Genomic DNA, 22,920 nt, shown 5'->3' on the forward strand with positions numbered 1-22,920 from the left:
GGCTATTGAATGTTGAGGATCTGATAATATTTTTCAGTCATCGTCGGCGCTTCCTCGCCTACAACGGAATAAGCTTCGTATTTGCCGGCCGGTATCTTAGTAATATTGAACCGGTAAAATGAAATAGCTGCGTCGAAAATATGGGTAAGAGTTCCCGTGTGGGTCAGATTGTTGAATTTCAGCGTATAGATCATCAGGTCCTCGTCTCTCCTGCTACCAACCCGGATAATCAGGGGAAATATAAGCTTAGAATCTGAAAAATAAAACAACGTATATTACAAAATCAAGCGGCAAGTAGCCGGGTGTATACTGAGGCTCCTGATTCTCCTAAACTATTTGCGAAGGTCTTTGGGCAGGTATCCGAACTTTCGTTTGAATGCGGCGGTGAAATGCTGTGGGTTCTTGTAGCCCGAAATAGCTGAAATTTCGGCTATCGTGGCACCGAATTTATTTTCAGCCAGCAGTTTATGAGCTTCGTCCAGCCGCGAATCGGTGATGTAGCCGAAGATCGTGGTACCGAAAAGCTGGCGGAACCCTTCCTGTAATTTGGTCCGGTTGATTCCGGCCAGGCGCGAAAGTTCTTCAATTGAAAAAGGGTCGTACATATTCCTCAGCAACAGCTCTTTTATCTCGTGCAGCTTATCAACATCAGTCTTTTTTAGCACTTTCCGCTTGTCTTCGATCGCATTGATCTGACTGATCTGAATAGTGAGCAGCTCGATCACTTTTGCTTCTACAAACAGCCTTTTCAACTGACCTGAAAACTGGCAATCCCGAATCTGTCCCAGGATCTGCCGCATGGCAGAGGTAATAGGAAAGCTCTTTCCGCCCATAATTGCGGGATGATTTTTCTCAATATTTCTGCCAAATTCTTCGAGTACTTCAAGGTCATTATTAAAAATCCGCCTGAGGAAATCCAGCGAAAGTTCAATTTCCACACTTTGCGACAGCGGCTTTTTGAGATAGTTCAGCCTGCCTTTCAGCGACGGATAAAAAAGCAGCGAGTGAGATCCGTTGTAAATCACCGTATCGATCTCCGCTCTGGCTTGCGGGTGATACAGGCAGCCGGTCGACGAGAGCTCAAAATGCATTTGAAGATAAGGAAAATCGCTTTCCAGCAAGTGTACTAGGTCTTTTTCCAATGAACCTTCGATCATTGAGACGATCATGCCGGGACAATAGATCCGGTGCGTGCGGGCATTCATTCCCTCGTGATTAAATTCTTCCCTAACCTCCCTGATCTGCGATTTGTCGCGCACTTCAAACCCTTCATCAAACTCCCGCACGTGGTTGAGTTCCGCGAAATCTTCGGATTTAAATACAACTTTCATCGAACTCCTGTTTTTGGCGGCATTAATACTGCTTTTGGCGTTAACCCAGCGGAAGGGATACCCTTACTTTTGCATTATTTTTAAACAGTCTTAATAACAAAACTATACAGATTTGACAAGAATTCGACTCCTCTTCTGCATTTTAATAAACTACCTGATTTTAAATCAAATAAATACGTACGCCCAGGAAGCCCGGATCGTGCGCGGAACTGTGAAAGACAGCCGCGGCGAAATGCTGACCGGTGCCGCAGTAATGCTGGAAGGTTTGGAAAAAAGTGCGTTGACAGATAGCAGCGGCCAGTTTCGGATCGCTGCCCCAGCCAGAGAATCTTACACGATCCATATTCAATATATCGGCTTCAAAAAACTCATCCAAACCATTTCGCAGAGGGATATACGCAGAAAAGAATTGATTCTCACGCTCGAAGACGACCATACCCAGCTTTCGGAAGTACAGGTAACAGGCAAAACTGAGACGCAACAGGCTAAACTTCAACCGATTAAAGCCGAAATCATCAACACAAAAGCAGTGCAGGAACAACCTTCTACGCTGGTGGAACTGATGAACCGGTCGGCTGGTATCCGCATCCGGCAAACGGGCGGGCTCGGTTCGAATGCGGGATTGATGATGAACGGTTTTCAGGATCGCGCGATTAAGAATTTCCGCGACGGTATCCCGCTCGATTACCTGGGCGCTGGCTACAACATTTCGCTCGTGCCGGTGAATATGCTCGAACGCGTGGAGGTTTATAAAGGCGTTCTGCCCACAGCATTAGGGGCAGACGCATTGGGCGGCGCGGTGAATATGGTGACCAAAAAATCACTCTATCGCTACGCAGAAGCTTCTTACGAAGTTGCCTCGTTTAACACGCACCGTGCGTCCTTGAATGCATTATATACAGATACCACGCGCCACTTCTTCGTGGGCGCAGATGCTTTTCTGAACAGATCAGACAACAATTATAAGGTTGATGTGATTGTTACCGACCAGGAAACCGCCGCACGGACACCTGCTACTGTTCGTTTATTTCACAATCAATTTACCAACTTTTATACCGAAGCTTACGGCGGGTTGACCAACCTGAAATGGGTGGACGAGCTGCGCGTGGGCCTAACCTGGTTTCAGATCAATCGCCAAAACCAGTACGGCGCTTCCATGTCGCAACCTTTTGGCGCTTCGGTGAGCAGACAGCATTCGGTGATACCGACACTTCGCTACCGGAAAAATTTTGGAAAGCTGGGCATTGACCAGTTTTTGACCGTGAGCAATATCAATACCGCGCAGGTAGATACGGCAAAAGGCACTTACGATTGGTACGGCAAATTTATTCCGAGCCCGTCGCGTAATGGCGAAATCTCCATGCAGGGATCGTTGTCGGATATTAAATTTTCATATTTCACCTCCCGCACGCATTTAGGTTACAGGATCAGGCAGAACCATCTTGCGGAAGTCAATGTGGTTTCAACAAATATCGGCCGCAGCGGTCGCGATCCGTTTGGCTTGAAGTTGCCGCAAACCGGTGAGGATATTTTGTCGCTTCCGGCTAAGTATTACAAAGTCGTTGCAGCGGCGGGTATCCAGTCTACGTTTTTGAATGAGAGGTTAACCAATAATCTCATCGCCAAGTTTTTCCACTATAACACTTCCACTATCAATGTTGATATATACGGAACGGCATTGGGCGCGCACCGGGCAACGTCGGAGAATAGCTTTGGCATTGCAGAGGCGCTGAAATTTGCATTGACAACCAACACATTTTTCAGGTTTTCGGCCGAGGCTGCTACCCGGCTTCCCGAGCAGGACGAGATGTTTGGCGACGGTAATTTTCATCGTTCCAATTTTCTGTTAAAACCTGAAAAAAGCACCAATATCAATCTCGGCTTCCGCACCGAAAGAAGAAACGCTTACAGTTTGGAAGTAAATTCATTTTACAGGATCACGAGAGACCTGATCCTCCGCATGCCGATCGACTTTTTGTTTACCCAAAACCAAAATGTGGAAAGTGTAAAAGGACTGGGTTTCGAAACTGACCTGAGCGTTTCACTAACCCGCTGGCTGCGCGCAAATGGGAATTTCACCTACCAGGATTTTCGCCTTTTCGACACCGGAAACCGGCTGAAAGAAAAATCGAGGCTGCGTAATACCCCTTATTTCTTTGCCAATCTCGGGTTGAACAGTACGCTCAGCAACATCGGTCGCGGTAAGCTCAATCTCTATTATTACTTCACATTTGTGCGGGAATATTACCTCGATTACGTACCTAAATCGCTGGAACCCGACGGTTTTCTGGGACTTTGGGGACGTGCCAAATTCGATGCACCCAACATTATCCCGGACCAGGGATTGCATTCTGCCGGTTTCACTTATAGTCCGGCAGGCGATCGCTTTTCTATCGGTTTCCAAGCCAAAAACTTCCTGAATGCACGCGTTTACGACAATTTCCGCATTCAGAACGCAGGCCGCAGTATGCATTTCAAAGTCAATTATACCCTCAAATAAAGTATAGTTTTTACAAATCAATTCATGTTTATGAAATCTCGTTTTAAGTTTCTTTCTCTCCTTTTTGCTGTTGCCGCGCTGGCTGGCTGTTCCGATGATAATGGTGGCGAAACGCCTGGACCTAAGGACAATAACAAGTTTGTCCTGATGACCAACGTTTCCCGTTTCGGCGACGGTTACCTGACTGGCCTTCCTGGTATTCCTTCCGGTTCAATAAAGTCTACCAATGAAAAAACGCTGGGGCTGAAATCCGCTTTCGGTTTCCGTACTTTCGGAAAATGGGTTTTCAACCGTACTAATGCAGCCGGGGATGAGGGTTTGCAAAAATTTACCGTCAATGCGGACGGTAGCATGAAAGACGAGGGTTTTATCGCAGGATCGACCCAATTTTTAATACTCAGCGAAACCAGTGGCTATTACCTGGACCCGACACGCGGGACATTGAAGCTGCAAAAGTTCAATCCTACTACAATGCTGCGTACAGGCGAAATTGACCTTTCGAGCCTGAAAAGAGCGGGAGTTGAATTCCAGTCGGTTGGTCAGCATACGTTGGCGGCCAAGGAAGGTAAACTTTACGCGGGTATCACTTACGGAACAACCGCTGGTGCCGGCTACGGTGACGATCTGTACAATACGATCGAAGTAGCGGTTATTGATATTGCTACTGACAAATACGAAAAAACGATCAAATACGATGGTTTCAGAAGTCTTGGCTGGGGATCGTCGGGTAACAAAATGTGGTCTGTCGGCGACGACGGCGCTTTGTATTTTTATGCGACCGGATTGGGTAAGATGGCGTTTGAGAGATCTTCGATCATTCGTATCAAAAAGGGAGAAACTGATTTTGACAAAGAATGGATACTTACCACGCCAAATGGTAACTCGGTGGTAATGGCGCTGATCAAAGGTGGAAAGCTATATTACGAAATCGCCTCAGTGCCACTGAAAACAGATTATACAAATCTTACTGCAAGTATTTTCGAATACTTCGTTTATGATTTTGCGACAAAACAATCAACCAAAATCGAAGGTATGCCGCTGCATGATTACGCTTATGCAAACGAGCAGGCAATTACTGAAATTGATGGTAAAGTATACCTTTGGGTGCGTAATACCACGGTGAATGGAACTGTGGTTACCGTTAACGAAGACGGATATTATGTGGTAGACGGCAATAAGGCAACATCTGTATTTAAGGTAGACCACGACGGCACGATCGAAGGTTTTGCCCGGGTTAGTGAATAAACGACTTACAATTTAATGGATAACTTTCGAAGTATGAGCTCTGTAAAAAAAATCCAGACCTGGTTCCAGATCCACAAATGGACGAGCCTGATATGCACAGCTTTTCTGCTGATGCTCTGCATTACCGGCCTTCCGCTGATCTTTCACGAAGAGATTGAGGAACTGGAAGGAAAGCCGCATCTGGCAAAGCAGGTCCCGGCCGGAACACCGGTTGCGAGTATGGACAAATTGGCTGAAAATGCATTGGCCAAGTACCCTACGAAGGTTATCCGTTACATTTACTGGGACGAGCACGAGCCGAATACCACCGCATTCAGTCTTTCCGACTCTATCAATGCGGCGCCCGAAAACTACACGACAGTGATCATGGACGATCACACGGCCGAAGTATTGGAAGAACCAAACTACCAGGAAGGCTTCATGTACATAATGTTCCAGATGCACGTCGATATGTTCATGGGAATCGGCGGGAAGCTTTTTCTGGGTTTAATGGGCCTGTTGTTTATCGCGGCAATCGTCTCGGGCATTATGCTGTACGGTCCGATCATGAAACGGTTTGATTTCGGAATGGTCCGCACGGAACGTTCGACCCGACTGAAATGGCTGGATTTGCACAATCTCCTCGGCGTGGTCACGGTCGTCTGGGGCGTTGTGGTTGGCTTCACCGGGGTTATTAATACAGCCTCGGAAATCGTGCTGGGACTTTGGCAAACAGGCCAGCTTTCTGAAATGACAGCGCCTTATAAAGATGCAAAACCGCTCACCGGCAAGCTCAGCTCACTTGACCAGGCTGTGGCACTCACCAAACAGGCCGCACCCGACATGGAACCGTCGCTCATCGCTTATCCCGGAACGCCCTTTTCCAGCCAGCATCATTACGCAGTGTTTGTAAAAGGCAAAACGCCGCTGACCAAACGGATTATCAAACCCGCGTTGATCGACGCAAGCAAAGGCGGGCTGACCGACCTGCGCGATATGCCCTGGTATGTGAATGCATTGTTTATCTCGCAGCCGCTCCATTTCGGCGATTACGGTGGGTTACCGATGAAAATCATCTGGGCGCTGTTCGATATTGCGACGATCGTGATATTGGGAAGTGGTTTGTATCTGTGGTTTGCGAGAAATAAGGCGACCAGAGCACATATCAGCCGGATCAATAAAGTCGAATCTGAAATCCTGACCGTGCAGGCGCAAAGTGAAAACGCTTAATCCAATCTCTTGAAATTATGAAAAGCAATTTTTGGAAAGTCTGGGGCCTTCCTGTGATCATCGGCATATTGTCGGCCATTGGTCTGCTATCCGCACTGACCGGCGACGGTTTCTACGATCTGCTATCCTGGCTGACGTTAGGAATTCCGGTAATATTGACGATCCGGTATTTAATGACTGCAAAAAATCTACCGATTAACAGAAAAATCCGATCGAGGTGATCTGAGGTTAGGTTTCGAGAATAATAATTATAAAAGACCAGCTACCTGAAAGTGATCAGCAGCTGGTCTTTTTGTGTTTAAATCAAGTCGATTTTAAAAGTTACTATTCCTTTACAAAAAGCTGGCTACTCTCCGATCCGTTTTTAAAAATGACCTTCATGATATATTGTCCGCTTGCGAGCTCCCTGATATCAATTTCCGCGCCCGGCTGCTTCAATTGGTATACTTTCCAACCGGCTTTATCGAATATCTGAACTTCGGAAATGATTTTGTCACCATTCATCAGGCGAATATGATCGTCGCCGCCAGCAGGATTTGGATAGATAAAGATTTTCTCTAATTCAAATTCCAGCTTCTGGATCTGACTGTACGCGAACGAACCGTCTTTGTCAATCATTTTCAGGCGATAGTAACTTTCTCCTTTAAGAGGAATTTGATCTGAAAAACTGTATTCAGAAGTCAGGTCTTCATTTGGAAACACCTTTCCAATATCATCCCATTTCTTCCCAGTCCCGCTCCGCTCAATGCTAAAATGATCAAAGTTCACCTCTGAAACCGTTTTCCAATTCAGCAAGGCAGTTTCACCTTCTTTTCTCGCCCGGAAACTACTCAACTTCACCGGCAGCGGCTCATCTTCACAAGCATCGACAGTCGCATTGAAAATTGAAACTTCATTCATGACCCAATCTGTCAGTTCGAAATGATTCGAAAGCGGAAACTTATGATCAAAATTACCGACAGTGGCAAATATCGATGAGAATGGCGTTTTAGCCAGTTTATTAGGGTCAGCGGCGATGTTATGGTACCAGTTGTCCGTATTGAAATCAAGCGCACTGACCGTTGGTATAAAGCAACCGTTGGGCATCCGGATATTTGAATTAACGCCAACTCCATTCAAAGCCTCTGCTACTTCAAGGAATATCGGAGCGAAACTCCCGGGCATTACATCTGCCGGTATCGGCGCATTGTAATAGCCCGTAATGTGGCTTGAATTAAATATCGCGCTAGCTACTGAAATATACATGATAGCAAAAGGGAAACCAGAAACTGGTATAGTAATATTATACGGAAGCGGGGAAGCAATCCCAGACAGTGCGTATCCAATAAAAGGCGCGTTCTTAGCACCGGAAAAGCTGAAAGCAAGCGGATTTGTTGGTAGCAAAGTGGCATTATGGTCTACCCAGTTGTTTGCATTATTCATATATGCCTGCCCAAGGCCTGTCCAGTTACCTAAGCTAGCCGCGATCATTTTGCATTTTTTCGGATAACCATTCCCGCCGATCAGCGCCTTCATTTGAGCGTAAAATGCAGTAAACGTTGGATTTACATTAACTACATCTCCCACAATGTAGTCCGTATGGTAAATCAACATCTGTTGCGCAGCATAAGAGTGTATCGATCTCGTCTGATCCTGAATGTCCGCACTTAAACCGTATGTGACCACATTGTTGTCCAGCCAGTCGACCATATTTTGCATACTTAACGGTACATTGGCTCCTTTTTGAGGAGCATCAAACGAGAAGAAAAGACCAACATTATGCGGCAGCGCATTAGCCTCCATGTAGTTCAGTGCATATCTGGAAACGATTCCTCCCATACTGAATCCGGCTAGAATTATCGGACAAGCTGAGGCTTTAGTAGCATTAATATGCTGGATCAGTTTCATTAACAGGAATGCATTTCTCTGTATGAGCTGGCCTCCATCACCGTAATCAAGCACAATTAAATCATAACCTTGCAAACGCAATTTGTCGGCCAGATTGTCCTGAGTAAACCTAGTTGAACCGTTCAACAACTCAACAACATCGTCACAGCTATAGTCATGGTTTGGATCAAAGCCCTCTGCTATGATAATAGGTTTCAAAATTTTCCCCGATGTATTGTTCGGAGCAAAGTATACCGAATAACTACCGCTTGCCACCTGATAGGAGTATGGATCGCCGGGAGACCCAGGCGTCGCGCCGGGTACTGAGAAATGCGTCTTGACTTCACTCATGGCGGCTGCATATCCAATATCTGCGGTGATTTGAAAATTCCCCTGCGCAAGAGCGGAAAGTGACAATAGATTTAAAACAACCAGCGTAATTCTTGTCATGATAGTGTTCTTTTTCATAGTTTTAAATCGAATGTTCCGTCTGTGAAATTTTTAATGTTGTTATTCTTTTCTCCCTTTAATTGAACTTTGAATGTGCCGGACACGACTTTGTTTACCGTATCTAACCGGGTTATATTGATCTCATTAATACCGCCAGGGTATGGATGGTATTCGTCATCGACCAAGTCACCGTCATATCTCGACGCACCAATACCTCCGGAGTTATCCTCCTTGAATTTGTAGATCCCCTCAGATCGTACATTGGTCACCAGGAGGATGATCGTCTCATCAGACTTTTTCCTTGCCTCAATTGCCAGGATTCCATCATAGATAGAGGCATCCAGGATCTTGGGCCCACCGAGCAGTCGAAACGGATATACCGGCAGCCAAACCTTCCCATCGATCTTTACTCCGAAGGTGTTCAGGCCCTCTTGCGTTGGCTCGGGCAGTATTTGCTTGGGCTTGCACCCTCCTATTGCATTTGCCAGAGCAATAGCAACTAATAGTAATTTCAGCTTTCTCATTTCAGTAAAGATTTAAATGTAAATCGACCGCAAACAGGCCAGCTAATGCGGATCTGCGGGCATAAAATGTTTGACTTTCGTACACAATCGTTTGATTCATGGCTTCATTTTTTAGATGATAAATGATGATTTTATAAGCAGCACTTATAAATTATTCTCGCAAATAATTCAGCAGTTACTTCGCCGGCAATATGAAGTTTATTTGTAATTCGAACGGTGATAATGATTGAACGGCAACCGATGAATTAATAAAAGGTAAAACAAAAAAAGGCGGGCAATTTCCATTGGAAATTGCCCGCCCTAATTAATTAAATGATGTAATATTACTTCTTAAATATCCTTTCTGTTTTACTGAAATCAAAATAACGATACTTACCTAAAACCGTCATTTCCAATGACAGAAAATAGGTTCCCCATGAATGTGTTACTTCCGTTTTTATCAATTCCTTTTTTGCATTGCCTATTTTTTTACCTGACTTTTTAAGAAGCTCCGAAACTGCTCTTCCGTCCATTTTTTCAGGCTGGGGAATGTTGTAAATGCTGAGTATCGTAGGCGCAATATCGATATTGGAAGTGGGCAGCTCGGTCACTGCGACATTCTTAAAATCGGGGCCTTTGGCAAACAGGTTAATATGTATTTCGTGTGGACTCGAACCGCCGTGCCCCGCCTTGCCTTTTGAATAGTCGGTTCCCGCAAAACCCGCCTCATTTTTCACATCGTTCCAGGCCGGCGCTACCAGGATATCTCCCGTGCGCTGCGGGTGATTGAAATGAATTGCATCAAACGAAAGTGTGCCTTCCACCCAGCCATTTACGTCGCCTTCCTGTTTGGCCTTTGTGAAAATCGCCCCGATCCACTCTTCCTCCTGCAATGCTGCGACGATCTTCCTAATTACCTCAGGATCATGGTTTTTAACATATATACTCCCCTCCGCCAATATCACATCGTCCGATTCCTTGTCTTTTTTCAATCCCTCCTGAATCAGGAAATCGGTCACGCTCATACTTCCGATCTGTGTCACAAAACCGTGATCCGTTGAGATAATGATATTGAATTTCTCTGTAAGCTCCTTATTCTGAATCTCTTGCAGGATCCGTCCAAACTGACCGTCAACAAACTTGATCGCTTCCACAGCCTCGGGCGAGCCGATCCCATGTTCGTGTGCGGCACCGTCGGGGTCCGAGAGCCAGATCGCACTCACCAGCGGACCGTCTTTCGCCAATCCATATTTCAGCAATGCATCTGTTACCCATTTATGCCGGTTAAAATCTTTGTCCCCGTCTTTGGAAATTTCGCCTATATCAACCAAAACCTGCGCTTTAAATGCTTCCGGCAAAATCAGATCCGGGTTAACGATCGCGCCGCCGCTCACTTTATTATTTTGCAAAAAAGCCTGTCCGGTGGTCCCTGAGCTGAATATCATCATTTTCTCCCCAGCCGCTTCGAGGATTTCACCTATTGAAGCAGCAGTTAAAATCGGCCCACCGGTTGCAGCGGGTATTCTGGTCAGATCCGGATAGCCGGTACCGATGCTTTTGGACGCATCCACCTCCGGAATGTAAATCGCATTACCCAGCAAACCGTGTGTACCCGGGTAAGATCCTGTGGCATAAGAAGCGGAGTTGACCCGCGTCACCGTCGGAAAAACGCTGTGGTGATTTTTTGCAAAACAGGCTTTTTCCTTGAACGCGAACAGATTCGGCATTTGCTCCTGCGTAATATAGTCCGGCCGCAATCCGTCGAAAAACACGATCAGTGTTTTGTTCCTGTTCGTCCCGGCGGACTTTCCTTTTTGAGCAAAAACAAAATTTTGAGAAAAACCTATACTTAAAATTGCAATTAACAGCGAAGAGAATCTAATCATAAAAATGCCTTTAATCGATTTTAGAAACAGTTACAGCATTAGCCGATCTTTTAATTCCATACAATACCACGCCACTTTTTACAGATTGGTCAAAGGCAATGCCCTGGCCTTCAACAGGCGCCGGCAAAGTGGCCAGATGTTCCAGGGTGTAACCCGATTTAGGTATTTTCAGCACATACAATTCAGGCCGGTCGTGGCCGGTGCAATAGAGTTTTCCATCGTTTCCCCAGCCGCCGCCGGAATTACTTTTAGGCGTAAAAAGAGCGATCAGATTTTTAGGAAACACCCAGGATTCGAGCTCGCGCCACTCCATATCATATTTCACAAGCGCCGTCCAGCGCACATCCCTGCCCTCGCTGGCTTCCTTGCCCGCATAATGCGCGAAGCCCGCCCACCAGAATCCGTCTTTCTGGTCAATCCAGGTCAGAGATCCGTGCGGGGCGATGCCAAAACTATGGTTACCAATATGCTGCATCGTCTTCACATCGAATATCTCGATCGAGCTGGCCATCGGAATTTCAGGATAATTGGTATTGGCACAATAAAGCTTCCCTTTGATCACCACGCCGCTGTTCAGGTGCTTGATCCCCTCCTTTTCTCCATCCCAGGTTTTAATCAGCTTCGCATCTTTTTTACTGTATTTGCTGATCGTACTATTGTTGATCGCATAAAAGAAATCGGCGTCCACCGCCACTGCCTGCTTTGCTTCGGCGACCTGGAAACTTGAAATTTCGGTGACCGTCTGGGCTGTCAGCAAGTGCGCGCCAAACAGTGTAATCAGGAGTAAAAATCCGTGTAATAGCTTCATTTGAAATTGTAATAACATTGAAAAGTAAAAGTAGCCAATCGCCCTCCTTACTCGTCAAGTATTTCAAATATCCATTGCACTGAATATTTGTCGGTCAGCGTCGCCCATTCGCCTGTCTGAATATCGTGCGACAAGGGACCTGTTACTTCACCTTTGCGGGAAAGTCTGGCAAAGATCGTTTGCAATTGGTCGTCTCTTTTCATGCTGATCAGCAGGGAAATGCTGTTTCCCGCGTATAACCCTTCGTTACTGCTCATGTCAGACGCAAAAAGACTAATATGCTCGGATACCAGACTGGCCTGCACGACCAGCTTTTGCATATCCTCGGGCAGGTCGCGACCGAAAGGCGCTTCGCCGAGGTAGGTAAACCGCAATTTGCCGCCGAAGCAAGAATGGTAGAACCGCATCGCCTCTTTGCAGTTGCCATTGAATGTAAGAAATGGGAAAATGGCCATGACAGAATCTCCGAATATTGGCTGGGGCGTTTTATCGGCAGTTTGCAATCCGTATGTTGCACACCGGTAACATATTACAAATTTGCGCGTCTTATAACCTAAAAGCAGGGTGTGTTTACGGCGATATTAGGGGGTAAAAGCGTCAGCTACTCAGGCGCGATTTTTTGGTATTTTGTCCAAAATAGCGAAATCAATAATAGCCGACTAACTTTCCACTGAGCATTTTGAAGACAATATATCTGGCAGATGATGACGAAGACGACCGGATGCTGATCCGCGAAGCGATCGAACGCGTCATTCACGACGTGAGGATACTGGAAGTGAGCGATGGAGAAAGTCTGCTGGCCATGATCAATTCCCAGAAAGGCTCTGCGGATTCGGAGTTGATCCTGATGGATATGAATATGCCCCGCCTCAATGGGCTGGAAGCACTTTCTGTATTAAAGGCGGATACAGACACGCAGCATATTCCGGTACTGATGATGTCGACCACATCAAGCCAGGAGCTGGTTAGAAAAGCATACGAAGAGGGGATCAACGCCTACATCGTTAAGCCGGTGAGCTCTGCCGAATTCACACATCTGGCCCAGTCGATCGACGTTTGTTTTTTGCACTCTAACCTCCATATTCAGGATACTTTCGACAAGCCGAATCTGAAAGACACCAGTATTCTGGTGATTGAGGACAACAAAGATCATCTGTTACTGATCCGTGCGGATATCCGTCAAAGCATGCCCGATGTACAAGTGATTACAATGAGCGAGGAGGCCAAAGTGCTGGATTTTTTCAGGACCGAGCTTCCGAGAATGCCGCAAAAACCGCATCTGGTTTTGCTGGATCTGTATTTTCCAAGCCGGGAAGCGGGGATAGATCTGCTGCAAAGGGTACGGGAAATACTGATCATGCACAAATTACTCAGTATCCCGCTGATCGTTTTCAGCTACTCCGACGATCCCCGGGATATTCATGCCAGCTATCAGAACAATGCGAACGGATATATGGTAAAAGGCGTCGATATAGCGGACTGGGAAAGCGATTTCAAAAGTCTGCATAACTTCTGGTGGAATACCGTTTCCCTGCCAAAATGATGCAATTTCTATTATAAGCCTGGGGCCTCCCGACCCTTTCGCTGATGTCATTTCCAAAACTAATCCTTGCACAAGCCACGATACCGACCTAATTTAGTATCGTGAAAAGGCTCATTTTACATATTATGCTGACGATCCTGATCCTGGATACAACTTCTTTGTATCAGGTTTTCAAGGCTCCTACGCTATTCCGGCATTATATTGAGCATAAGGCATTGAACCAGAATATCAGCTTCATGGACTTCCTTTCCATGCATTACTGGGGCGATGATATGGATGATAATGACGACGAAAAGGACATGCAACTGCCTTTCAAGAAATTTGAGATCCAGCATACCAGTTTCCTTTTCGTACCCTTTTCAAATTCTTTTACTTTCAAAAATACCTACTGGCCGATCAAGCCGGATTACGGTCCCGACCAGCCGCAGGGACATTACAATGCCGCATTAGGCTCTCTTTTTCGCCCGCCGCGAGTTTAAATACCAACATACAGCAGGATAGTTCTGTCCTGTCACGACTATGCGCTCACCGTTTGCTGAGCCCGTAGCCTGTTTGCTATGTATTTATACTCAATAGGTTATGCTTAATAAAATCATACAATTTTCAGTTCATAATAAACTAGTAATTGGTCTGTTCATGCTGCTGTGGGTTGCCCACGGTACTTATGAAGTGACGCAGTTACCAATCGACGCAGTTCCCGATATTACCAACAACCAGGTACAGGTGATCACCACCGCGCCTGCTTTGGGTGCCGAAGACGTAGAAAGACTAATCACTTTTCCGATCGAACAGGCTATCAGCAACATTCCCGGCTTAAAGGAAAGCCGAAGCCTCTCGCGTTTCGGACTTTCCCTGATCACCATCGTTTTTGAAGACGGTTCCGACATTTACTGGGCGCGGCAGCAGGTTACCGAGCGGCTCGCCCAGGTAGAGATCGACGAAAATGCTGAAAAGCCTGAGCTAGCGCCTGTTACGACGGGTTTGGGGGAGATATATCAATACGTGATCAAGCCGAAAGCAGGATTTGAGAAGAAATTTTCACTCGCCGACCTGCGTACTACCCAGGATTGGATTGTGAAACGCCAGCTCCTCGGCACCCCCGGCGTGGCCGACGTTTCCACCTTCGGCGGCGAGCTTAAGCAATATGAAGTGGCCGTGAATCCGGCCAATTTGAAAGCGGTTAATCTCACGATCAGTGACGTGTTCACTGCATTGGGGCGAAACAACCAGAATACCGGCGGTGCGTATATAGAGAAGGGTCCCGCTGTTCTATACATCAGAAGTGTAGGTTTAGCCGGTTCGCAGGCGGATATACAGGATATTGTGGTCAAAAATAACGCGAACGGAACGCCCGTACTGATCCGCGATATTGCCGAAGTGCGGCTTGGCTCGGCGATCCGTTATGGCGCGCTCACTATGGCCGGTACCGGTGAAGTTTCGGGGGGAATTGTGATGATGCTCAAAGGCGGCAACTCTTCGGATGTGATCAAAAATGTCAAAAAACGCATTGCTGAAATCCAGAAAACCTTGCCCGAAGGATTGGAGATCGAGCCATTTCTCGACCGCACCAAAATGGTCAATAACGCGATTGGCACCGTTGAAAAGAACTTATCTGAGGGCGCGTTAATCGTAGTCCTGGTATTGGTACTGTTTCTGGGAAACCTTCGCGCGGGCCTCATCGTAGCCTCCGTGATCCCGCTTTCCATGCTTTTCGCGATCACAATGATGAACACTTTCGGCGTGAGCGGTAACCTGATGAGCCTCGGCGCGCTGGATTTTGGATTGATCGTCGACGGCGCGGTGATCATCGTCGAAGCGATTTTACACCACTTGCATTCCTCTAAAAAGTATGCGGGCGTCCATGCAATCTCGCAGGATGAAATGGACCGTGAAGTCACCGGCTCGGCCTCGCGCATGATGAATGCGGCGGTTTTTGGCCAGATCATCGTTCTGATCGTGTACCTGCCGATCCTTTCTCTTTCAGGTATTGAGGGAAAAATGTTCAAGCCGATGGCGCAAACCGTCGCCTTCGCAATCCTGGGTGCATTCATACTTTCGCTTACCTATGTGCCAATGATTAGTGCACTGTTTATCAGCAAGAAAGTCACGCACAAACCGAACATTTCTGACAGGATGATGGCGAAGCTCGAAGCCGGTTACCATAACATGCTGACCCGCGCGCTGCATTTCAAAAAGTCTATGGTAGTTGCTGCATTTGCATTGTTCGGCATTGCTGTTTTTATATTTTCCCAAATGGGCGGAGAATTCATTCCGCAGCTTGAAGAAGGCGATTTTGCGACTGAAACGAGGTTGCTGGTGGGTACCAACCTGAGCACGACGATAGATGCGATCAACCGCGTTTCTGAAAGGTTGCAATCGCAATATCCCGAAGTGGAAAAGGTAGTTTCCCGGATCGGCAGCGCCGAAATCCCGACTGACCCGATGCCGATCGAAGGCGGGGATATGATCATCGGTTTGAAAGATAAATCCGAATGGACTAGCGCGGAGACATTCACCGAACTCGCCGACAAAATGGCGCAAACTGCCCAGGAAGTGGTGCCGGGCATTACCACCGGCTTCCAGTATCCCGTACAAATGCGTTTCAACGAGCTGATGACGGGCGCAAAACAGGATGTGGTATGTAAAATTTTTGGCGAGGATCTAAACAAGCTCGCAACCTACGCCGAGCAGCTGGGCACTATTTCGAAAACCGTAAAAGGTACTGCCGACTGGTACGTCGAAAAAGTGACCGGCATGCCGCAGATCGTCATTGAATTCAACAGGCGCGAGATTGCGAAATACGGATTAAATATCGACGATATCAACCGCACGATCAATGCTGCATTTGCAGGCGCAGCCGCAGGCCAGATCTATGAAGGAGAGAAGAAGTTTGACCTGGTAGTACGAGTTGGGAATGAAGGCCGCAAGAGCATTGCCGATGTGCAAAACCTGCCGATTTCCACGCCTTCGGGCATGCAGATACCCCTTTATCAGGTTGCGACCATTCAGGAAATCGAAGGCCCAAACCAGATCCAGCGGGAGAATACGCGGCGGCGGATCATCGTCGGTTTCAACGTCCGCGGCCGCGATGTACAGTCGATCGTGGAGGAGCTGCAACAAAAAGTGGAAGGAAAAATCCGCTTCGAGCCAGGGTACACCGTTACTTACGGAGGCGCTTTTGAAAACCTGCAACAGGCAAAAGCGCGGCTGATCATAGCAGTTCCGGTGGCGCTGCTGCTGATTTTCGTCATGCTCTATTTCGCATTCTCGTCAATCCGCGAAGGTGCGCTGATCTACACGGCGATCCCGCTTTCGGCGATCGGCGGCGTGTTTGCGCTGGCGATGCGCGGTATGCCTTTCAGTATCTCGGCCGGCGTAGGCTTTATCGCATTGTTTGGGGTTGCTGTTTTAAATGGCATCGTGCTGATCTCGGAATTCAACCGCCTCAAAACGGAAGGTACGATCACCAATGCACTGGAACTGGTACTGACCGGCACCCGAAACCGCCTCCGACCGGTACTGATGACCGCCGCCGTAGCTTCGCTGGGATTTTTACCAATGGCGCTCAGCAATGGCGCCGGGGCAGAAGTGCAGCGACCGCTCGCGACCGTGGTGATCGGCGGGCTAATCACCGCTACCTTGTTGACGCTCTTTGTGTTACCGGCTTTGTATCTTTTGTTTGAGGGTAAAAAGAAGATAGCATCGGTGCCGAAATCGCTGGCTTTACTCCCACTACTTTTTGCGGCTACCCTGGTCAATGCACAGCCAAAACCGATCGACCTGCCAACCGCGATCACAATTGCCAAACAAAGAAACCTGCAAGTACAAAGTGCGCGGCTGGGAGAAAAAAGTAGTGAGCAGTTACAGAAAAGCGCGTTTGATATCCCTAAAACGAATTTCAATGCAGATATCGGAAAGTTTAATAGTGTCAACAACGACACCCGTTTCGGGGTGAGTCAAACGTTCAGTTTCCCGGCAGTTTATACCAATCAGCGCCGAACACTGGAAGCTAATTTTACAGCAGCACAGGCACAAACGCGGTTGACCGAGCTTGAAATTCGCACCAGCCTGCGTCAATTGTTCTATGAATATGCCAGCTTGACCGAGCGTAGGAAACTGCTCATTTACGCCGACAGTATTTTCACACTTTTTGAAACAAAGTCCAACCTGCGTTTTGAAAAAGGCGAAGCTAATGTGCTGGAAAAAACCGCAGCCCAATCACAGCGCCAGCAGGTAACCAATCAACTGAATATGCTGGAAAGCGACCTGGCAGTCACGGTCAGATCGTTTAATCTTTTGATTCGCGACAGCATTCAGTATGTACCCCAGATCGGTAGCGCACGCATTGAAAATGTGCTGACAGTCCAGGACTCCGCATTGCATAATTTTCCTCTGCTCGACTTGGCGAAAAGCCAGCAGCAAGCTTCCGAATTCCGCTGGAAAACGGAAAAAGCGCGACTGCTGCCCGAGCTGACTCTCGGTTATAACAATCTCAGTATTGTAGGGTCGCAGCTGGTAAATGGGCAGGAACTCACTTATACCGGCAGGAACAGGTTTAGTTATGTCAATGCAGGAGTCGCAGTTCCGCTATTTTTCAAAGCGCAGTCTGCGAGAGCAGCAGCGGCAAAAACGGAATTTGAAAAAACCCAAAAAGAAACCGAATACCTCACGCAGCAAATCCTGACCGAGCGCGACAATGCACAAACCCAGGTCCGGAAATTCCTCCAAAGTCTTGACTATTTCGAAACCCAGGGCCTGAAAAACGCAGAAGCCATTATCACCACCGCCGACGAACAGTTTCAGGCGGGCGAAATCGATTATTTACAATGGGTTATCCTTGTCAATCAATCGATTACAATACGCAGCGAATACATTCAATCACTCAGCAGCTACAACCAGGCTGTGATCCAGTTACTCAAACTTAACAATCTGTGAAAACCGATATGAAGACTTACCTCATCCCTGGCATTTGCGTTTGGCTGCTCACTGCGTGTGGTGGCAAAACAGATAATATCGAAAACGAAAAACATGATTCCGCCGCCTCCGCGCAAGTAGTTTCTTTCAGCTCAAAACAATTGGAAAACGTAGGAATCGAGGTTGGGCAACCTGAAATGGAAAATATCAGTGGCGTACTGAACCTCCACGGCAAAATCGACGTGCCGCCGCAAAGTACCATCAGCCTCAGCTTTCCGCTTGGCGGGTATTTGAAGTCCACCCGCATGCTGCCCGGTATGCACGTGCGGAAAGGCCAGGTATTGGCGGAATTGGAAGATATGCAGTTTATCCAGCTGCAACAGGATTATCTCACCGCGAAAGAAAAGTTTACACTGGCAGAAAGTGAGTTTAACCGTCAGAAAGACCTGAATGCGACAAAAGCGAGCAGCGACAAGATATTCCAGCAAGCCCGGGCAGAAATGGAAACGCAGCGGATTTTGACGCACGCACTGGCACGAAAACTGGAAGTGATCGGCATTAACCCCGCCAATCTCAAACCGGATAATATCTCCAAAACGGTTTCTATTATTTCTCCGATCGACGGTTTTGTTTCAAAGGTCAATGTGAATGTGGGTAAATACACGGCACCTACTGATATGCTTTTTGAGCTCGTCGACCCGAAAGATATTCACCTTGCATTGAGTGTTTTTGAAAAAGACCTGAGCACACTCTCCGTTGGTCAGCGTGTGACAGCTTATACAAACGGCGATCCCGAGCGGAAATTTCAAGCAAAAATTATACTCATCAGCCGGAACCTGGACGATGACCGGATGGCGGAGGTGCATTGCCATTTTGAAAAATACAATCCGCTGCTTGTGCCGGGAATGTTTGTAAATGGAGAAGTGGCGATCAATGGTACCAAGGCATTAACAGTACCCGAAGAGGCGATTGTGCGCTGGGAAAATAACTTTTACGTTTTTACGGATAATGGAAGCGGGAAATTTGAAATGGTGGAAGTAAAGCCCGGAACGATCAGCGGCGGCAAGCAGCAAATTGAAGGAAGCGGGATAAATGGAGATACCCGGCTCGTTGTCAAAAATGCTTATGCTTTGCTCATGAAAATCAAGAATACCGAAGAGGAAGGATAGCGTTTCAAACAACCGGTAGCCAGATATGAAATGTCGCTCCTTCGCCCGGGCGGGATTCGGCTGACACATATCCGTCGTGCTGCTCCACGATCTTTTTCACAATACTTAACCCAATACCGGTACCTGAATATTCGTGTTTCCCGTGCAGCCTTTGGAATAGACTGAATATCTTCTCATTAAACTCCGGCTCGAAACCGATTCCGTTATCCGAAAACGTAAGGTGAACAAAAGTGCGTCCGTCAACCGGCAAGTGCGGGTCTTTGGTCTCGTAAGACGCGACCAGCTGTGAGGTGATCGTGATCCGCGGATTGGTCTGTGAGAATTTCAGGGCATTACTAAATAAGTTTGAGAACAACTGGTTGATCTGGAATTTGTTGGCGCGTATCTGAGGCAGATCGCCGCAAATCACTTCCGCTCCTTTTTCCTCGATCAGCAACTCAAAATCTATTTGAATATCCCTGACGATCTTATTCAGGTCCACCATTGAAAAACCTTCCCCGGATTGCGCCAACCGACTGTAAGTCAGCACCGACTGGATCAGCTCGCTCATGCGCTGGGCCGAGGAATTGATCTTTTGAAAGTATTTCTCGACTGCTTCCCGGTTGTCCTTATTTTTGTCGATAAGATGAATAAAAGTCTGGATCTTCCGCAGCGGCTCCTGCAAATCGTGGCTGGCCACGTAATTGAACGATTCCAGTTCCTTGTTCGCCTTGGTGAGTTCTTCCGTTCGCTTCCGCACTTCGTTTTCCAGTTCCTCTGTAAACTGACGCCGTGTTTTAGCAATTTTAAGCTGCGATTTTATTCTTGCCAATAATTCATTGGAAGAGAACGGTTTGACCAGATAATCGTCAGCGCCGATTTCATAACCTTCGATTTTCGACTCTTCACCTGCACGGGCTGTGATCAGAATGATCGGTATCTGCGCACTTTCGGGTGTGTTTTTAACATGTCTGAGCAGCTCGATACCGTCCATTTCGGGCATCATAATATCACTCAAAATAAGGGAAGGCCGGTGTTTCTGGATCATTTCCAGTGCATCGATCCCGTTTACCGCGCCGATCGTTTTGTACCACGGGCCAACCAGTGACTGAATGTGCTCGCGCATATCCGTATTATCATCTACGACCAGAATCGTCTCATATTCAGTCCTGTCGGGCGCCGATGCAAGCGGGGCAGCGTTCGCCAGCGGAGTTTCCGAGGGCAGTAAGGTAGCCGCTTCTTCGACAAAAAAACTGGAAGTTATCTCTTCGAAAGCAGGTGCTGCCGCAAATACTTGGGCGGGATCAAGATGCGCACTGCCTGTGGGGATCGTCACCGTAAACCTGCTACCCTTCCCTATTTCACTTTGAACGTTTATATTGCCGCGATGTAGCTGCACCAGCTCTTTTACCAGCGATAACCCGATCCCGGTGCCTTCATAAGTCCGGCCGGTCGTGTTCTGGACCCTGTGAAAACGCTCGAACATATGCGGAAGCTCATGTTCCGGAATGCCCAAACCGCTATCTTCCACGACCAGCTGTACCTCGTTCCCTATCTGCTCTACCGACAGTTCAATACCTCCTTCAAGGGTATATTTGAATGCGTTGGACAGTAAGTTGAAAACGATCTTTTCCCACATTTGCTTGTCGACATACACGGGCTGGCTGATCGGCTGCACGTTCACATGCAGGTACAAATCGGCTTTTTCAATGACTGAGCGGAAGTTACCAGCCAGGTTTTGAGTGTACGTGGCAATATCGGTCAGCACGTAAGTGGCCATATTCCTGCCGCTCTCGATCCTGCTGAAATCAAGCAAAGTATTAACCAGTTTCAATAGCCGGATCGCATTGCGGTGCGTTACTTCCAGATTATGCTTTTCGTCAGTACTTAACCCGATCAGCGGCTTGCTCAACAGTTCTTCCAGCGGACTCAGCATAAGCATCAGCGGCGTCCGGAATTCGTGGCTTATATTGGTAAAAAACAGCGTTTTTGCTTTGTCAAGTTCTTCCAGCGCTTTTGCACGCTTGCGTTCCTCCTCATAGGCCAGCGCATTATTTACGCCGAGCGAAATCTGGTCTGCTACGAGCTGGATGAAATTGCGGTATGCATCATCAAAATTCCTGTAAGGGTTTAAACCGATCGTCAGGATCGCGAGCGGAAATTTCCGGTTGGCAGATTTGATCGGAACATCCACAAAATGACGCGGTACTACATCCCAGTGCCCTTTTGGCAAAGAATGCCACCTGTTTGGGTCAATCGACTCTACGATTTTATTCCCAAAAACGGCTTCCGAAACAGTAATGGCTTCCTCACGGGGGTTATCAAGGTCAACAGGCGCGTTAATGGTAAGATTTTCAGGACCAATACCTGACATCGCGGTGATCTCGGCGGTATTCGATTCGCTGTTTACCTGATAAATGACCGTAAAAGGAAAATCCCTGTTATTACTGCCCAGCGCTTTGACCGCCTGTGCATACACGTCCTGTTCCGTTTTCCGCTGTGCCAGACTATCCAGCTGCTGCATCGTACGCAGCGACCTTTCATTGATGATCCGGTCGGTATCGGCTGTGTTATAGCATATTATCCCGGCCGGGCGACCGTCTTCGCCGAGTACGGGCGTGTAGGAAAATGTGTAATAGGTTTCCTCGGGAAAGCCGCTGCGCTCCATAATCAGCAGCTGCGATTCCACGTAAGTACCTTCGTCTCTGGTCATTGCGAGCGAAAGCATGGGTTCAATATCCCGCCAGATATCCTTCCATACCACAGAAGCAGGCTGTCCCAATGCGCCGGGATGTTTCCCCCGCACAATATCCACATAAGCGTCATTGTATAACTTGATCAGGTGCTCGCCCCACCCGATCCAGATCGGCTGCTTGGAGCTGAGCATGATCCGAATACACGTTTTCAGGCTCTGCTGCCATTGTTCCGGCGGACCGAGCGGAGATTTATCCCATGGAAAGCGGCGTATGCGTTCGCCCATTTCGCCGCCGCCAACGAGAAATTCAAGTGATGTTACCGCGACCTGATCCATTAAGAGCGTGAGGTAATGTTGTGGATAATTTTTTGAAACTCCCGCTTTACCTCATCCGTGTCTGCATATTTTTTCACAAAACCGGTTGCCCCGAGATCCGTGCATTGACTAACGATCTCCTTCTCATCCGAGGTGGAGTACATAAAAACCGGTACTTCTGCCAGGCGGGGCATTTTTTTGAACTCCACCAGGAATTCGATACCGTTCATCCGCGGCATATTGATATCGGCGAAAATGACGTCGGGGAAAAACGTTTCGTCCTGTAACCGGTGCAGCGCCTGCATTCCATCGCTGGCGAAGGTGCATTCAGCATGCTCGAAAGAATCTTCCATAATAGTAGCCAGTATTTCCTGATCGTCTATGTCGTCGTCGATTAAGAAGATGCTGATACGAGGGCGCATGCTGATCCGGTTTTAGTTTAGTTGTAGCTGATCAATATAAAAATCCATTCCAAGACCCGTTTTTCTGAAAACTACTACACGGGAA

At 47.5% G+C, this 22,920-nt stretch carries 17 protein-coding genes; 8 read left to right on the forward strand and 9 right to left on the reverse strand.

From position 1 onward, the window contains the following. Positions 1 to 2 precede the first annotated feature (2 nt). The gene (locus KOD92_RS20235; RefSeq protein WP_215235412.1) at positions 3 to 194 is read right to left on the reverse strand and encodes a hypothetical protein; all 192 of its coding nucleotides are present in this window, start codon (positions 192 to 194) and stop codon (positions 3 to 5) included. A 138-nt stretch (positions 195 to 332) separates the two neighbouring features. Next, entirely contained in the window at positions 333 to 1,331 is a 999-nt protein-coding gene (locus tag KOD92_RS20240) for a helix-turn-helix transcriptional regulator (protein WP_215235413.1), read from the reverse strand. A gap of 112 nt (positions 1,332 to 1,443) precedes the next feature. Here KOD92_RS20240 and KOD92_RS20245 point away from each other — a divergent pair, with 112 nt between their 5' ends. Genes KOD92_RS20245 through KOD92_RS20260 form a run of 4 tightly spaced genes read left to right on the forward strand, consistent with a single transcriptional unit; the run spans position 1,444 to position 6,506 of the window. Continuing rightward, entirely contained in the window at positions 1,444 to 3,831 is a 2,388-nt protein-coding gene (locus tag KOD92_RS20245) for a TonB-dependent receptor (RefSeq protein WP_215235414.1), read from the forward strand. A gap of 30 nt (positions 3,832 to 3,861) precedes the next feature. Continuing rightward, positions 3,862 to 5,076: a hypothetical protein gene (locus tag KOD92_RS20250; RefSeq protein WP_215235415.1), complete on the forward strand. Its 1,215-nt coding sequence runs from the start codon at positions 3,862 to 3,864 to the stop codon at positions 5,074 to 5,076. Between the two features lie 33 nt (positions 5,077 to 5,109). Further along, entirely contained in the window at positions 5,110 to 6,285 is a 1,176-nt protein-coding gene (locus tag KOD92_RS20255) for a PepSY-associated TM helix domain-containing protein (RefSeq protein ID WP_215235416.1), read from the forward strand. 17 nt (positions 6,286 to 6,302) lie between these two features. Further along, positions 6,303 to 6,506, forward strand: coding sequence for a hypothetical protein (locus tag KOD92_RS20260; protein ID WP_215235417.1), 204 nt, complete (start codon positions 6,303 to 6,305; stop codon positions 6,504 to 6,506). A 103-nt stretch (positions 6,507 to 6,609) separates the two neighbouring features. Here KOD92_RS20260 and KOD92_RS20265 read toward each other — a convergent pair whose 3' ends face one another. From KOD92_RS20265 to KOD92_RS20285, 5 genes are all read right to left on the reverse strand, one after another. Further along, positions 6,610 to 8,619 (reverse strand): T9SS type A sorting domain-containing protein, encoded by a 2,010-nt coding sequence (locus KOD92_RS20265; protein WP_215235418.1) that lies wholly within the window; start codon positions 8,617 to 8,619, stop codon positions 6,610 to 6,612. Then, a complete protein-coding gene (locus KOD92_RS20270) occupies positions 8,616 to 9,125 on the reverse strand; it encodes a DUF6252 family protein (RefSeq protein ID WP_215235419.1) in 510 nt (169 codons plus the stop codon). Before KOD92_RS20270 ends, KOD92_RS20265 begins: the two co-directional genes overlap by 4 nt. Before the next feature lie 323 nt (positions 9,126 to 9,448). Next, positions 9,449 to 10,990: an alkaline phosphatase family protein gene (locus KOD92_RS20275; RefSeq protein ID WP_215235420.1), complete on the reverse strand. Its 1,542-nt coding sequence runs from the start codon at positions 10,988 to 10,990 to the stop codon at positions 9,449 to 9,451. Positions 10,991 to 11,000: 10 nt separating this feature from the next. Further along, entirely contained in the window at positions 11,001 to 11,798 is a 798-nt protein-coding gene (locus tag KOD92_RS20280; protein WP_215235421.1) for a YncE family protein, read from the reverse strand. 47 nt (positions 11,799 to 11,845) lie between these two features. Further along, entirely contained in the window at positions 11,846 to 12,301 is a 456-nt protein-coding gene (locus tag KOD92_RS20285) for a VOC family protein (protein WP_229254769.1), read from the reverse strand. A gap of 176 nt (positions 12,302 to 12,477) precedes the next feature. Between KOD92_RS20285 and KOD92_RS20290 the strand changes: the two genes are divergently transcribed. The 4 genes from KOD92_RS20290 (at position 12,478) to KOD92_RS20305 (ending at position 19,424) form a co-directional block, all read left to right on the forward strand. Continuing rightward, positions 12,478 to 13,341, forward strand: coding sequence for a response regulator (locus KOD92_RS20290; RefSeq protein ID WP_215235422.1), 864 nt, complete (start codon positions 12,478 to 12,480; stop codon positions 13,339 to 13,341). A gap of 101 nt (positions 13,342 to 13,442) precedes the next feature. Next, positions 13,443 to 13,820, forward strand: coding sequence for a hypothetical protein (locus tag KOD92_RS20295; protein ID WP_215235423.1), 378 nt, complete (start codon positions 13,443 to 13,445; stop codon positions 13,818 to 13,820). Positions 13,821 to 13,920: 100 nt separating this feature from the next. Beyond that, the gene (locus tag KOD92_RS20300; RefSeq protein ID WP_215235424.1) at positions 13,921 to 18,276 is read left to right on the forward strand and encodes a CusA/CzcA family heavy metal efflux RND transporter; all 4,356 of its coding nucleotides are present in this window, start codon (positions 13,921 to 13,923) and stop codon (positions 18,274 to 18,276) included. Then, positions 18,273 to 19,424: an efflux RND transporter periplasmic adaptor subunit gene (locus KOD92_RS20305; protein WP_229254770.1), complete on the forward strand. Its 1,152-nt coding sequence runs from the start codon at positions 18,273 to 18,275 to the stop codon at positions 19,422 to 19,424. Before KOD92_RS20300 ends, KOD92_RS20305 begins: the two co-directional genes overlap by 4 nt. 4 nt (positions 19,425 to 19,428) lie before the next feature. On the opposite strand, the gene KOD92_RS20310 is transcribed toward KOD92_RS20305, so the two are convergent. Together KOD92_RS20310 and KOD92_RS20315 are read right to left on the reverse strand one after the other, a co-directional pair. Next, positions 19,429 to 22,434 carry an ATP-binding protein gene (locus KOD92_RS20310; protein ID WP_215235425.1) on the reverse strand — a complete coding sequence of 1,002 codons (3,006 nt, stop codon included), beginning with the start codon at positions 22,432 to 22,434 and terminating at the stop codon, positions 19,429 to 19,431. Then, on the reverse strand, positions 22,434 to 22,835 hold the full coding sequence (locus KOD92_RS20315) for a response regulator (RefSeq protein WP_215235426.1): 402 nt from the start codon (positions 22,833 to 22,835) through the stop codon (positions 22,434 to 22,436). Before KOD92_RS20315 ends, KOD92_RS20310 begins: the two co-directional genes overlap by 1 nt. Positions 22,836 to 22,920: the final 85 nt, after the last annotated feature.

This window comes from Dyadobacter linearis (genome assembly GCF_907165045.1).
GTDB classification, from domain to species: Bacteria; Bacteroidota; Bacteroidia; order Cytophagales; family Spirosomataceae; genus Dyadobacter; species Dyadobacter linearis.